Source organism: Streptomyces sp. NPDC023527 (assembly GCF_055560115.1).
Map to the genome: position 1 here is coordinate 128,691 of NZ_JBVHJJ010000015.1, position 12,974 is coordinate 141,664.

Here is a 12,974-nt window from a genome sequence, read left to right on the forward strand (position 1 = left end):
GTCTCGACGGCCCCCCGCCCACCCCGCCCCAGACGCGCCCGGCCCCCTGAAGGACATCACCCGCACGGCCCCGCGCAACCGCCCCGGGGTGCGGAAACGTCCTCCTGGTCAGTACATGTTCCGCGTGGGAGGCTGGCTCGTATGAAGCTCATTCTGAATGTCGTCTGGCTGATCCTGTGCGGCTTCTGGATGGCGGTCGGCTACGTCGTGGCCGGTCTGATCTGCTGCGTCCTGATCGTCACCATCCCCTTCGGGATCGCCAGCTTCCGCATCGCCGGCTACGCCCTGTGGCCCTTCGGCCGGACCACCGTCGAACGGCGCGACGCCGGCGCGGGCTCGCTGCTCGGCAACATCATCTGGATCGTCTTCGCCGGCTGGTGGCTGGCGCTCGGCCACATCATCACCGGGATCGCGCTGTGCGTGTCGATCATCGGCATCCCGCTCGGCATCGCCAACTTCAAGCTGATCCCGATCTCGCTGATGCCGCTCGGCCGCGAGATCGTCCCGACGGACCGGCCGTTCGCCACGCGCTGACGGTGCCGCCCGGCCGCGACGCGGCTCCCGTCGCCCCGCCCAACTGGCGCCCCTGGAACGCGGCGAGGGCGCCCCGCCGGGCAACTGCCCGGTGAAACGCCCTCGTAGCCGGCCGACCGCCCCTGCGGAGCGGCGGACTAGCGGTAGTTGACGAACTGGATCGCGAAGTCCAGGTCCTTGCCCTTGAGGAGGGCCTGGACCGCCTGGAGGTCGTCACGGCTCTTCGAGCTGACGCGCAGCTCGTCGCCCTGGACCTGCGCCTTGACGCCCTTCGGGCCCTCGTCGCGAATGATCTTGGCGACCTTCTTCGCGTTCTCCTGCGAGATCCCCTCCTCGATCGAGGCGAAGATCTTGTACTCCTTGCCGGAGGCCTGCGGCTCGCCGGCGTCCAGCGACTTCAGCGAGATCCCGCGCTTGACCAGCTTGGTCTCGAAGATGTCGAGAACGGCCTTGACGCGCTCCTCGGCGTTGGCGCGCATCTCGATCTTCTCGCCGGACCACGCGATCGAGGCGCCGACGCCCTTGAAGTCGTAGCGCTGCGAAATTTCCTTGGCGGCCTGGTTGAGGGCGTTGTCGACCTCCTGCCGCTCGACCTTCGAGACGATGTCGAAACTGGAGTCGGCCATATTGAGTTGGCTCCTCGTACGTAGATCCATCAGGGGTGAGGTCACGAGACCACCCCGCCAGCCTAGCCACCCGGGGCCCGGGCGAGGGGCGATGAATCGAGTGGCGGACCACCCCTGGTCATCGGGTATGGTTTACGTCGTTGCCACGGAGCACCACCGCAAGGCGGTCCCGGGGCGGCAACCCTTGGCGGTGTGCCCGAGTGGCCAAAGGGAGCAGACTGTAAATCTGCCGGCTCAGCCTACCCAGGTTCGAACCCTGGCGCCGCCACATGTGAAGGGCCTCTCCTTACGGAGAGGCCCTTCTGTGTTGTCCGGGATCTTGTCCGGCGGCCCTCCGCCGCGATCGAAAGCATGTGATGCGCGGCACTTTTCCCAGCGGCCGCCGTGCGGCTCTCAGCCCTGGGCCACGGCCTTGACCGCCTCCTCCACCGGCGTGTCGCCCCCGATCAGCTCCAGCGTCCGCCCCGCCGTGCCCGGTTCGGCCAACAGTGCGGCCAGCACCGCCGCCACGTCGTCCCGGGTCACGTCACCGCGGCCCGTGGACTCCGCCAGCGCCACCGTGCCCGTGCCGGGCTCGTCCGTGAGCCGGCCCGGCCGCAGGATCGTCCAGTCCAGGCCCGCCCGCGCCCGTACGTCCGCGTCCGCCGCGCCCTTCGCGCGCAGGTAGGCCGCGAACACCGGATCGGTGCCCTCCGGTGGCTCGCGGTCGGCGCCCATGGAGGACACCACGACGAAGCGCCGCACCCCGGCCGCCTCCGCCGCGTCGGCGAAGAGGGAGGCCGCGGCGCGGTCCACGCTGTCCTTGCGGTCGATGTCGCTGCCCGGGCCCGCACCGGCCGCGAAGACGGCCGCGTCGGCGGTCTCCAGATGCCGGACGATGTCCTCGACCGCCGCCGACTCCAGGTCGCACACGACCGGTTCGGCACCGGCGGCGAGCAGGGCGCCCGCCTGCGCCGGCCGGCGGATGATGCCCGCCACCTCGTCTCCGCGCCCGGCGAGCAACCGCTCCAGCCGCAGCGCGATCTGACCATGTCCACCTGCGATGACAATGCGCATGATCCGACCGTACGCCGCGCACCCGGATCCGACACCGGGGGCTCAGGACGGCTCGCCGCCGCGCGACGACTGGCGGGGCAGCGCCGGCGACGTCCCGGACGAGGTGTCGCAGTACTCCCGCACCGCGCTCGTCCGGGCCACCACCCGCCCCCGGTGCACCACCAGACGGCTGTACGCGAGCGAGAGCACCCCCTCGATCCGCTCGCCGCGCACGGCCAGCAGCTCGGCCGGGAACCCGGCTTCCACCCGCACCCGCTCCAGCCCCATCGCCGCCCGCGCCCAACCGCTCACCGCCTCGTACGCCTCCGCCGGGCGCAGCTCACCGCGCGAGGCCAGCAGGAACGCGGCCTCCAGGGGGTCGCCGCGGCCCACGGGGTTGGCCGCGTCCCGCAGCGCGCCGCTGCCGGCCGTCACCCGCACCCCGGCCGCGCGCAGCAGCCGCACGGGCGCGCACCGGGACACCCGCGCTCCGCGCTGTTCGAGCGCGCCGCAGTCGCCCTGCGGCAGGCACACCACCGTCACCCCGGCCGCCGCGAGCTGCTCGGCGGCCCGGGCGGCCAGCTCGTACGGCAGCCGGGACAGACCGCCGCAGGGGCCGAGCGTGACGCCGGGACGCAGCCCGCCGGCCATCGCGGCGAGGCGGGCGAGCCGGGCCGGATCGTCACCGTCCGTATGCAGGTCCACGGGGCAGCCGTGCTCGGCCGCGAGGTCGAGGACCGTCTCGGTGTAGCCGGTCGGGTCGGGGTCGAGGTCCGGGCAGCCGCCCACGGCCGCGCCCATCTTCACGGCGTCCCGCAGCATCGCCAGCCCGTCGGCCCCGGCGAGACCGGTCAGCAGCCGGGGCACGGCGACGGCGGTGAGGTCGGTGAGGCCGCGCAGCGCCCGCCGTGCCTGGAGCACGGCCTCCAGGGGGCGCAGTCCCTGCACGTCGCCGATCCGCACGTGGCTGCGCAGCGCGGTGGCGCCGTGGCTCAGCTGGAGCAGCGCGGCCTCGGTGGCGCGGCGCTGGACGTCCTCGACGGCGTACGAGACGGGGCCGTCGGCGTCCGCGGTGAGCGCGGTGTCGCCGTGCCCGTGGGGCTCGGCGGGGGCGGGCAGCAGCAGATAGCCGCTGAGGTCGACGCGCGGCCCGGGGACGAGGCTGCCGGCCGTGCCGACCGCCTCGATGCGCCCACCGCTGAGCCGTACGTCCACGGTGCGGCCGTCGGCGAGCCTGGCCCCGCACAGCACCAGGACCCCGTCGCCGGGTGCGGCGCCGGGCGGCACGGCGGGCGGGGTGGCGTCGCCCCCGGGGTTCTGCGGGGGCTGCGGCTGGCTGTCGGGCATCGCGCTCCTCCGGGGTCCGGGGCGTGCATGATCACGCAGCGTCTTCCGAGCGTAGGGCGCGTTCGGATCCGCTTCGAGCAAGCGACGAATAGTCGTACTGGTGTGGTGCGGAAGGGCCGGGAAGAGGGCCCGGGGGTGGCGGCCGGATACGGATTTCACCTTCGGCGGCCAACCGTGTAATGTCTTCCTCGCTCGCCCCAATAGCTCAGTCGGCAGAGCGTCTCCATGGTAAGGAGAAGGTCTACGGTTCGATTCCGTATTGGGGCTCTGGTGTGTGAGGTTCCTCGCCTTCGGGCGAGGATCTCTCTCGCATCAAAGCGGTGTAGCTCAGTCGGTAGAGCAAGCGGCTCATAATCGCTGTGTCACCGGTTCAAGTCCGGTCACCGCTACACGTAGTAGCCGATTGTGGGGTCGGTCCTCCGGTCGGCTACTCTTGTCTGCGTTCATCCGTCCATTCCGTCAAGGAGCACTCCAGTGGCTGCCACCGACGTCCGCCCGAAGATCACGCTGGCCTGCGTGGAGTGCAAGGAGCGGAACTACATCACCAAGAAGAACCGGCGTAACGACCCGGACCGTCTTGAGATGAAGAAGCACTGCCCCCGCTGCAACTCGCACACCGCGCACCGCGAGACGCGATAAGCACTCAGGCTCGTCCGTGAGGCCGTCCCCATTTTTGGGGGCGGCCTCACGGCGTATCTTCACCCTGTTCTCATCAGTCCCCTCAGGAGGTACCGAGCCATGGCGCTCGACCAGTCCTTCGTAGGACGGACCTATCCGGCCACCGACCCGTACGAGGTCGGCCGGGAGAAGATCCGCGAATTCGCCGAGGCCATCGGCGACGGGAATCCGGTGTACACCGACCCGGAGACCGCCAAGGCCCTCGGTCACCCGGATGTGATCGCCCCGCCGACTTTTGTGTTCGCCATCACTTTCCGGGCGGCCGGTCAGGTCGTTCAGGACCCGCAGCTGGGCCTGGACTACAGCCGGGTGGTGCACGGCGACCAGAAGTTCGCCTACACCCGCCCGGTCCGTGCGGGCGACCGGCTCGCGGTCACCTCCACGATCGAATCGATCAAGTCCCTGGCGGGCAATGACGTGATCTCGGTCCGTGGCGACGTCCACGACGAGAGCGGCGAGCACGTCGTGACCGCGCACACGATGCTGGTGGCCCGCGCGGCCGAGGAGGCGTGATGGCTGCCCGTATTTCCTACGACGACGTCGAGGTCGGCCAGGAGCTGCCGGCGCAGACCTTCCCCGTCACGCGCGCGGACCTCGTGCGCTACGCGGGTGCCTCCGGCGACTTCAACCCGATCCACTGGAACGAGAAGTTCGCCAAGGAGGTCGGGCTGCCGGACGTCATCGCGCACGGCATGTTCACGATGGCCGAGGCGGTCCGCGTGGTCACCGACTGGGCGGGCGACCCGGGCGCCCTGGTCGAGTACGGGGTGCGCTTCACCAAGCCGGTGGTCGTCCCCAACGACGACGAGGGCGCGGTCATCGAGGTGGGCGCCAAGATCGCCGCCAAGGACGACGAGTCCCGCACGGTCCGCGTGGACCTGCTGGCCAAGAGCGCCGGCCAGAAGGTCCTGGGCATGTCCCGGGCCGTGGTGAGACTGGCCTGACCGACCGGTCAGCGTAAGGGGCGTCCGCCGCTGCGGGCGCCCCTTACGCTTGTGCCCGTGCAGGAACTCCACGACGCCCCCCTCGCCCCCCTGACCACCTTCCGGCTCGGCGGCCCCGCCACCCGGCTGATCACCGCCGTCACCGACGGCGAGATCGTCGCGGCGGTCCGCGAGGCCGACGCGGCCGGCACCCCGCTGCTGATCATCGGCGGCGGCAGCAACCTCGTCATCGCCGACAAGGGCTTCGACGGCACCGCCCTGCGCATCGCCACCAGCGGCTTCACCCTCGACGGCGACCGCCTGGAGCTCGCCGCCGGCGAGAACTGGTCCGAGGCCGTGGCCCGCACCGTCGCGGCCGGCCTCGCCGGCATCGAGTGCCTCGCCGGCATCCCCGGCTCCGCCGGTGCCACCCCGATCCAGAACGTCGGCGCGTACGGGCAGGAGGTCTCCAGCACCATCACGGAGGTCGTCGCCTACGACCGCCGTGCCGACGAGATCGTCACCATCCCGAACGCCGACTGCGGCTTCTCCTACCGCCACAGCCGCTTCAAGCAGGACCCCAGCCGCTACGTCGTGCTCCGCGTCCGCTTCCGGCTGGAGGACGCGGGCGGGCTGTCCGCGCCGCTGAAGTACCCCGAGACGGCCCGCGCCCTCGGTGTGGAGGCCGGCGAGCGCGTACCGGCCGCCACGGCCCGCGAGACGGTGCTCAAGCTGCGCGCCGGCAAGGGCATGGTCCTCGACCCCGAGGACCACGACACCTGGTCCGCCGGGTCCTTCTTCACCAACCCGATCATCACCGAGGCCGAGCACGCGGCGTTCCTCGCCCGCGCGGCGGACCGCCTCGGGCCGGACGTGACACCGCCGGCCTTCCCGGCGGGGGAGGGGCTGGTCAAGCTCTCCGCGGCGTGGCTGATCGACAAGGGGGGCTTCGCGAAGGGGTACGGGGCGGGGGCGGCGCGGATCTCCACGAAGCACACGCTCGCTCTGACGAATCGTGGGGGTGCGACGACGGAGGATCTGTTGGCGCTCGCGCGTGAGGTGCGGGATGGGGTGCGGGCTGTGTTCGGGGTGACGTTGGTCAATGAGCCGGTGACGGTCGGGGTGGCGCTGTAGGGGGCTTTTCCCCTACCCGCCTTCCCGTAACCGGGGGCTCCGCCCCAGCCCCCCGGTCCTCAATCGCCGGACGGGTTCGAAGAGGACCCCGCCGGATCGGAGTCGAGCCAGTCGTCCACGCCCGTCAGGAGGCGGGTGCGGACGTCCTCCGGGGCCCTGGAGCCCTGGATCGACTGCCTCGCCAGGTCCGCCAGCTCCGCGTCCGTGAAGCCGTGGTGCTCGCGCACCAGCTCGTACTGCGCCGCGAGCCGCGAGCCGAAGAGCAGCGGGTCGTCCGCGCCCAGCGCTATCGGCACGCCGGCCTCGTACAGCGTCCGCAGCGGCACGTCCTCCGGCTTCTCGTAGACGCCCAGGGCGACGTTCGAGGACGGGCAGACCTCGCACGTCACCCCGCGCTCGGCGAGCTTGCGCAGCAGGCGGGGGTCCTCGGCGGCGCGTACGCCGTGGCCCACGCGGCCCGCGTGCAGGTCGTCCAGGCAGTCCCGGACGCTGCTGGGGCCCGCCAGCTCGCCGCCGTGCGGCGCGGCCAGCAGGCCGCCCTCCCGGGCGATCTCGAAGGCGCGGTCGAAGTCGCGGGCCAGGCCCCGCCGCTCGTCGTTGGAGAGGCCGAAGCCGACCACGCCCCGATCGGCGTAGCGCACCGCGAGCCGGGCCAGCGTGCGCGCGTCCAGCGGGTGCTTCATGCGGTTCGCGGCGACGAGCACCCGCATCCCCAGCCCGGTCTCCCGCGAGGCGCTCTCCACCGCGTCCAGGATGATCTCCAGCGCGGGGATCAGACCGCCCAGCCGGGGCGCGTACGAGGTGGGGTCGACCTGGATCTCCAGCCACCCGGAACCGTCGCGGACGTCCTCCTCGGCGGCCTCGCGCACCAGCCGCTGGATGTCCTCGGGGGAGCGCAGGCACGAGCGCGCGATGTCGTACAGCCGCTGGAAGCGGAACCAGCCGCGCTCGTCCGTGGCGCGCAGTTGTGGGGGCTCGCCGCCGCTCAGCGCCTCGGGGAGGTGCACCCCGTACTTGTCGGCCAGCTCCAGCATGGTCGACGGGCGCATCGACCCGGTGAAGTGCAGATGCAGATGGGCCTTCGGCAGCAGACGGACGTCACGAACACTCTCCATCCGCAGATCTTGCCGCACCCGACCGACAACCGGAAGGGACTTCCCTGAACGGGCGGCCGACCGAAAACAAAGCCGAAGAGAACCAGGAAAGACGTGCGGGCCCCCGGCGACAGCCGGGGACCCGCACTTCGCTCGGAGCTCGCGACAGGCGTTACGCCTTCGCCTCCGCCAGCAGCTTCTGGAGCCGCGAGACACCCTCGACGAGGTCGTCGTCACCCAGGGCGTAGGACAGGCGCAGGTAGCCCGGCGTGCCGAAGGCCTCGCCCGGGACGACCGCCACCTCGGCCTCGTCCAGGATCAGCGCGGCCAGCTCCACGGACGTGGCGGGCCGCTTGCCGCGGATCTCCTTGCCCAGCAGCTCCTTCACCGACGGGTAGGCGTAGAACGCGCCCTCCGGCTCGGGGCACAGCACGCCCTCGATCTCGTTGAGCATCCGGACGATCGTGCGGCGGCGGCGGTCGAAGGAGACCTTCATCTCCTCGACGGCCGTCAGGTCGCCGGAGACGGCGGCCAGCGCCGCGATCTGTGCGACGTTCGACACGTTGGACGTGGCGTGCGACTGGAGGTTGGTCGCGGCCTTCACGACGTCCTGCGGGCCGATGATCCAGCCCACGCGCCAGCCGGTCATCGCGTACGTCTTGGCGACGCCGTTGACGACGACGCACTTGTCGCGCAGCTCCGGCACGACCACCGGCAGCGAGGAGAACTCCGCGTCGCCGTAGACCAGGTGCTCGTAGATCTCGTCGGTCAGCACCCACAGACCGTGCTCGGCGGCCCAGCGGCCGATCTCCTCGACCTGCGCGCGGGTGTAGACCGCGCCGGTCGGGTTCGACGGGGAGACGAAGAGCAGCACCTTGGTGCGCTCGGTGCGGGCCGCCTCCAGCTGCTCCACGGAGACGCGGTAGCCGGTCGTCTCGTCCGCGACGACGTCCACCGGGACGCCGCCGGCCAGGCGGATCGACTCGGGGTACGTGGTCCAGTACGGCGCCGGGACGATGACCTCGTCGCCCGGGTCGAGGATGGCGGCGAACGCCTCGTAGATGGCCTGCTTGCCGCCGTTGGTCACCAGCACCTGGGAGGCGTCGATCTCGTAGCCGGAGTCGCGCAGCGTCTTCGCGGCGATCGCGGCCTTGAGCTCGGGGAGGCCGCCGGCCGGGGTGTAGCGGTGGTACTTGGGGTTGCGGCAGGCCTCCACCGCGGCCTCGACGATGTAGTCGGGCGTGGGGAAGTCGGGCTCTCCGGCGCCGAAGCCGATCACCGGGCGCCCGGCGGCCTTGAGGGCCTTGGCCTTGGCGTCCACGGCGAGCGTCGCCGACTCGGAGATCGACCCGATGCGGGCCGAGACCCGGCGCTCGGTGGGGGACTGAACAGGGGGCTGGGAGGGAGTCGCAGCGGTCATACAGGCATCGTCGCAGACCCGCGTCGAAGGGGGCACACGAGTCGTGCGGCGGTCTTGTCACGGCTGAGCCGACGGCCACGGGGAAGGCGGCGCCGCGGTGTCCCGGGCGAAGCTGTTCGACGACGGGCGCCGGAACACGTACACTCATCCGTCGTTGGCCCCTTGCAGGCGATCCGGACGGGCGCACACTGTGCGTACGACCGGATGCGGTACGTTGGGGGAACCACAAAGGGTCGTAGCTCAATTGGTAGAGCACTGGTCTCCAAAACCAGCGGTTGGGGGTTCAAGTCCCTTCGGCCCTGCTACACGCATCGTCACCAGGGTGCGTGCATGCGTACGTACTGAAATGCACCGCCGTGCGGCTCAACCGGGCGCGGCACGGCTCACGACCCGGATTCAGGTGAGGACGTAGTGACGGAAGCCCTTGGCTCCACCGCGACGCCTGAGAGCGGTCGTCCCGAGGACGAGGTGGCCGCCAAGAAGGGCCGCCGCGGTGGCAAGCGCGGGAAGAAGGGCCCCTTCGGCCGCCTCGCGCTGTTCTACCGTCAGATCGTCGCCGAGCTCCGTAAGGTGGTCTGGCCCTCACGAGGCCAGCTCTCGACGTACACCACAGTGGTGATCGTCTTTGTCGTCATCGTCATTGGCCTGGTCACCGTGATTGACTATGGGTTCTCCAACGCCGTCAAGTACGTATTCGGCTGAACCCGCGCGTAGGGCGGCTGCTTTTCGGAGAGCCGCCCCTTCGCACGTTCCACCCCTTGAAGCCAGGAAGAAGCAGCCACGTGTCTGACCCGAACCTGAACGACGCCGCAGAGCCTGTCGCGGCCGCAGAGGCCGACGTGGACGCGGCTGTCTCGGCCGAGGTCGAGGGCGACGACACCGCGCAGGAGATCGTCGAGAACGCCGACGGCGCCGACGAGCTCGACGCCGAGGAATCCGCCGCGGGCGAGCCGGCCGAAGAGGCCGCCGTCCACGTCGAGGGTGACGCCGAGTCCGAGGCCGCCGCCGCGGTCGAGGCCGGCGAGGAGCCCGTCGAGGAGCAGGCCCCGGTCGACCCGGTCGCCGCCCTCCGCGACGAGCTGCGCGGCCTGCCCGGCGAGTGGTACGTCATCCACACCTACGCGGGTTACGAGAACCGCGTGAAGACCAACCTCGAGCAGCGCGCCGTCTCGCTCAACGTCGAGGACTTCATCTTCCAGGCCGAGGTGCCGCAGGAAGAGGTCGCGCAGATCAAGAACGGCGAGCGCAAGACCGTCCGCCAGAACAAGCTCCCCGGCTACGTGCTGGTGCGCATGGACCTGACGAACGAGTCCTGGGGCGTCGTCCGCAACACCCCGGGTGTCACCGGCTTCGTCGGCAACGCCTACGACCCGTACCCGCTGACCCTGGACGAGATCGTCAAGATGCTCGCCCCGGAGGCCGAGGAGAAGGCCGCCCGCGAGGCCGCCGAGGCCGAGGGCAAGCCGGCGCCGTCCCGCAAGATCGAGGTCCAGGTGCTGGACTTCGAGGTGGGCGACTCGGTCACCGTCACCGACGGTCCGTTCGCGACGCTGCAGGCCACGATCAACGAGATCAACGCCGACTCGAAGAAGGTCAAGGGCCTCGTCGAGATCTTCGGTCGCGAGACCCCGGTCGAGCTCAGCTTCGACCAGATCCAGAAGAACTAGCTTCTTCCGGACACACGCCTCCGAACAGGTCAGATCGGCTGCTCACAGCCGGTCTGACCTGCTCGGTTTTTGGCCGCAGCATGTTACCCGTTATCGTGGTGCGGTATGCCTGCGCGCACTGTGCGCAGGCAAAAAAACTCTCACTAGGACCCGGAGAGAGCAATGCCTCCCAAGAAGAAGAAGATCACGGGGCTTATCAAGCTCCAGATCAGCGCCGGTGCCGCGAACCCGGCCCCGCCGGTCGGCCCCGCGCTGGGCCAGCACGGCGTCAACATCATGGAGTTCTGCAAGGCCTACAACGCCGCGACCGAGTCGCAGCGTGGCATGGTCGTGCCGGTGGAGATCACGGTCTACGAAGACCGTTCCTTCACCTTCGTCACCAAGACTCCGCCGGCCGCGAAGCTGATCCTCAAGGCCGCGGGTGTGGAGAAGGGCTCCGGCGAGCCGCACACCAAGAAGGTCGCCAAGATCACCCGCGACCAGGTTCGTGACATCGCCACCACGAAGATGCCCGACCTGAACGCCAACGACCTGGACGCCGCCGAGAAGATCATCGCCGGCACCGCCCGTTCCATGGGCGTCACCGTCGAAGGCTGATCAAGCCCCCTTTGCACCACCCGTGGAAGGACCAGCGCTGGTCCGCACCACGACTCCAAAACTGAGGAGAAGCAGTGAAGCGCAGCAAGACTCTCCGCGCTGCGGACGCCAAGGTCGAGGCGGAGCGCCTGTACGCCCCCCTCGAGGCCGTCCGTCTCGCGAAGGACACCTCCGCCACCAAGTTCGACGCGACCGTCGAGGTTGCCATGCGTCTGGGCGTCGACCCGCGCAAGGCCGACCAGATGGTCCGCGGCACCGTGAACCTCCCGCACGGCACCGGTAAGACCGCCCGGGTCCTGGTCTTCGCGACCGGTGACCGTGCTGCGGCCGCGGAAGCCGCCGGCGCCGACATCGTCGGCTCCGACGAACTGATCGACGAGGTTGCGAAGGGCCGTCTGGACTTCGACGCCGTCGTCGCCACCCCGGACCTCATGGGCAAGGTCGGCCGCCTCGGCCGCGTGCTCGGTCCGCGTGGTCTGATGCCGAACCCGAAGACCGGCACCGTCACCCCGGACGTGGCGAAGGCTGTCACGGACATCAAGGGCGGCAAGATCGAGTTCCGCGTCGACAAGCACTCGAACCTGCACTTCATCATCGGCAAGGTGTCGTTCGATGAGGCCAAGCTGGTCGAGAACTACGCCGCGGCGCTGGAGGAGATCACCCGTCTCAAGCCCTCCGCCGCGAAGGGTCGCTACATCAAGAAGGCGACCATGACCACGACGATGGGCCCCAGCATCCCGCTGGACTCCAACCGCACCCGCAACCTCCTCGTGGAGGACGAGACCGTCTGATCTCCCTGATCGACGGCTCGTAGCGAGCGATTGTCACGGGCCGGGCCCCGCACCCCTTCCGAGGGGAGCGGGGCCCGGCCTTTTGGCGCGTACGGGCCCTCCGTGGGCCCTCAGGGGCCGGAAGCGGTGTTCGGGGCAGGAGAAGGCTCCAGGGGCCCACGGGGCTGCTGAGGGCCGGTTGACGCCCCTCGGTGCGTACGGCCGCGGCCTCGTGCCCGGCGGCCGCCCGCCGAGCGCCCGCCCGGAGGGGGCGATTTGCGTCCGGGCGCCCGCTTCCCGTACCTTGAGCCAGAAGCCAAAGACCGCTGGTCGTTGCTGTGCCTTCGCAAGAGGGTGTGGTGGCCGAAGGATCCGCTAGCTGCGGGCGACCTGCGCAGGTGATTTGTGGTTGAACTCCCGCAAGGACTTCTGGTCCGATCGGTCGAGTCACGCCCCGAGCGCCTGCGCCGGGGCGTTTCGTTTTGCCCAGGTCCCTTCGCGTAGCGGTCCGAATCACCCGGAAGGAGGCCGAGGCTCATGGCGAGGCCCGACAAGTCTGCTGCGGTTGCCGAGCTGACGGACAAGTTCCGCAGCTCGAACGCCGCCGTGCTGACCGAGTACCGCGGTCTCACCGTGGCACAGCTCAAGGAGCTGCGCCGTTCGCTCGGTGAGAACGCCCAGTACGCCGTGGTGAAGAACACGCTGACCAAGATTGCGGCCAACGAGGCCGGGATCAACACGCTGGACGACCACTTCACTGGTCCGACGGCTGTTGCCTTCATCACCGGTGACCCGGTGGAGTCGGCGAAGGGTCTGCGCGACTTCGCCAAGGACAACCCCAACCTGATCATCAAGGGCGGTGTCCTTGATGGCAAGGCGCTGTCCGCCGATGAGATCAAGAAGCTTGCGGACCTCGAGTCCCGCGAGGTTCTGCTCGCCAAGCTGGCGGGTGCCATGAAGGGCAAGCAGTCCCAGGCTGCCGCGCTCTTCCAGGCCCTGCCGTCGAAGTTCGTCCGCACTGCGGAGGCGCTTCGCGCGAAGGTCGAGCAGGGCGGTGCCGGTACGCCGGCTCCCGCCGAGGCCGAGGCTGCCGAGTAATCACGCGCAAGCGTGTGACCTCGCGTCCGTCACGGTCGCAGCGGGCCCGTA

Annotated in this window: 15 protein-coding genes and 4 tRNA genes; 14 read left to right on the forward strand and 5 right to left on the reverse strand. The window is 70.2% G+C overall.

Going from position 1 to position 12,974, the window contains the following annotated elements; all coding sequences use genetic code 11:
• Positions 1-141 precede the first annotated feature (141 nt).
• A complete protein-coding gene (locus ACZ303_RS27245) occupies positions 142-534 on the forward strand; it encodes a YccF domain-containing protein (RefSeq protein WP_467343120.1) in 393 nt (130 codons plus the stop codon).
• A gap of 137 nt (positions 535-671) precedes the next feature.
• Here ACZ303_RS27245 and ACZ303_RS27250 read toward each other — a convergent pair whose 3' ends face one another.
• Positions 672-1,160 carry a YajQ family cyclic di-GMP-binding protein gene (locus ACZ303_RS27250; protein ID WP_030368439.1) on the reverse strand — a complete coding sequence of 163 codons (489 nt, stop codon included), beginning with the start codon at positions 1,158-1,160 and terminating at the stop codon, positions 672-674.
• A 186-nt stretch (positions 1,161-1,346) separates the two neighbouring features.
• Here ACZ303_RS27250 and ACZ303_RS27255 point away from each other — a divergent pair.
• Positions 1,347-1,428 (forward strand) — tRNA-Tyr (locus ACZ303_RS27255).
• 125 nt (positions 1,429-1,553) lie between these two features.
• On the opposite strand, the gene ACZ303_RS27260 is transcribed toward ACZ303_RS27255, so the two are convergent.
• Together ACZ303_RS27260 and ACZ303_RS27265 are read right to left on the reverse strand one after the other, a co-directional pair.
• Positions 1,554-2,216: an NAD(P)H-binding protein gene (locus ACZ303_RS27260; RefSeq protein WP_467343121.1), complete on the reverse strand. Its 663-nt coding sequence runs from the start codon at positions 2,214-2,216 to the stop codon at positions 1,554-1,556.
• A 42-nt stretch (positions 2,217-2,258) separates the two neighbouring features.
• Complete coding sequence (locus ACZ303_RS27265; protein ID WP_467343122.1) at positions 2,259-3,542, reverse strand: amidohydrolase family protein; 1,284 nt, start codon at positions 3,540-3,542, stop codon at positions 2,259-2,261.
• Positions 3,543-3,736: 194 nt separating this feature from the next.
• Between ACZ303_RS27265 and ACZ303_RS27270 the strand changes: the two genes are divergently transcribed.
• The 6 genes from ACZ303_RS27270 to ACZ303_RS27295 all read left to right on the forward strand — a co-directional run bounded on the left by ACZ303_RS27270 (position 3,737) and on the right by ACZ303_RS27295 (position 6,277).
• A tRNA-Thr gene (locus ACZ303_RS27270) sits at positions 3,737-3,809 on the forward strand.
• Positions 3,810-3,858: 49 nt separating this feature from the next.
• A tRNA-Met gene (locus ACZ303_RS27275) sits at positions 3,859-3,931 on the forward strand.
• Between the two features lie 85 nt (positions 3,932-4,016).
• Complete coding sequence (gene rpmG, locus ACZ303_RS27280; protein WP_006604855.1) at positions 4,017-4,181, forward strand: 50S ribosomal protein L33; 165 nt, start codon at positions 4,017-4,019, stop codon at positions 4,179-4,181.
• Positions 4,182-4,280: 99 nt separating this feature from the next.
• Complete coding sequence (locus ACZ303_RS27285) at positions 4,281-4,733, forward strand: FAS1-like dehydratase domain-containing protein (RefSeq protein ID WP_467343123.1); 453 nt, start codon at positions 4,281-4,283, stop codon at positions 4,731-4,733.
• Complete coding sequence (locus ACZ303_RS27290) at positions 4,733-5,164, forward strand: MaoC family dehydratase (RefSeq protein WP_467343124.1); 432 nt, start codon at positions 4,733-4,735, stop codon at positions 5,162-5,164. The genes ACZ303_RS27285 and ACZ303_RS27290 overlap by 1 nt, the downstream gene beginning before the upstream one ends.
• Before the next feature lie 57 nt (positions 5,165-5,221).
• The gene (locus ACZ303_RS27295; RefSeq protein ID WP_467343125.1) at positions 5,222-6,277 is read left to right on the forward strand and encodes a UDP-N-acetylmuramate dehydrogenase; all 1,056 of its coding nucleotides are present in this window, start codon (positions 5,222-5,224) and stop codon (positions 6,275-6,277) included.
• Positions 6,278-6,336: 59 nt separating this feature from the next.
• On the opposite strand, the gene ACZ303_RS27300 is transcribed toward ACZ303_RS27295, so the two are convergent.
• The gene (locus ACZ303_RS27300) at positions 6,337-7,392 is read right to left on the reverse strand and encodes an adenosine deaminase (protein WP_467343126.1); all 1,056 of its coding nucleotides are present in this window, start codon (positions 7,390-7,392) and stop codon (positions 6,337-6,339) included.
• 151 nt (positions 7,393-7,543) lie between these two features.
• Entirely contained in the window at positions 7,544-8,791 is a 1,248-nt protein-coding gene (locus ACZ303_RS27305) for a pyridoxal phosphate-dependent aminotransferase (RefSeq protein WP_467343127.1), read from the reverse strand.
• 229 nt (positions 8,792-9,020) lie between these two features.
• Between ACZ303_RS27305 and ACZ303_RS27310 the strand changes: the two genes are divergently transcribed.
• The 6 genes from ACZ303_RS27310 to rplJ all read left to right on the forward strand — a co-directional run bounded on the left by ACZ303_RS27310 (position 9,021) and on the right by rplJ (position 12,923).
• A tRNA-Trp gene (locus ACZ303_RS27310) sits at positions 9,021-9,093 on the forward strand.
• 109 nt (positions 9,094-9,202) lie between these two features.
• Positions 9,203-9,493, forward strand: coding sequence for a preprotein translocase subunit SecE (secE, locus tag ACZ303_RS27315; RefSeq protein WP_467343128.1), 291 nt, complete (start codon positions 9,203-9,205; stop codon positions 9,491-9,493).
• Positions 9,494-9,573: 80 nt separating this feature from the next.
• A complete protein-coding gene (nusG, locus tag ACZ303_RS27320) occupies positions 9,574-10,458 on the forward strand; it encodes a transcription termination/antitermination protein NusG (protein WP_467343129.1) in 885 nt (294 codons plus the stop codon).
• Positions 10,459-10,620: 162 nt separating this feature from the next.
• Positions 10,621-11,055 (forward strand): 50S ribosomal protein L11, encoded by a 435-nt coding sequence (gene rplK, locus ACZ303_RS27325; protein WP_087927553.1) that lies wholly within the window; start codon positions 10,621-10,623, stop codon positions 11,053-11,055.
• 74 nt (positions 11,056-11,129) lie between these two features.
• Complete coding sequence (gene rplA / locus ACZ303_RS27330) at positions 11,130-11,846, forward strand: 50S ribosomal protein L1 (protein WP_095581190.1); 717 nt, start codon at positions 11,130-11,132, stop codon at positions 11,844-11,846.
• Between the two features lie 516 nt (positions 11,847-12,362).
• Complete coding sequence (gene rplJ, locus ACZ303_RS27335; RefSeq protein ID WP_467343130.1) at positions 12,363-12,923, forward strand: 50S ribosomal protein L10; 561 nt, start codon at positions 12,363-12,365, stop codon at positions 12,921-12,923.
• The last annotated feature ends 51 nt before the right edge of the window (positions 12,924-12,974 follow it).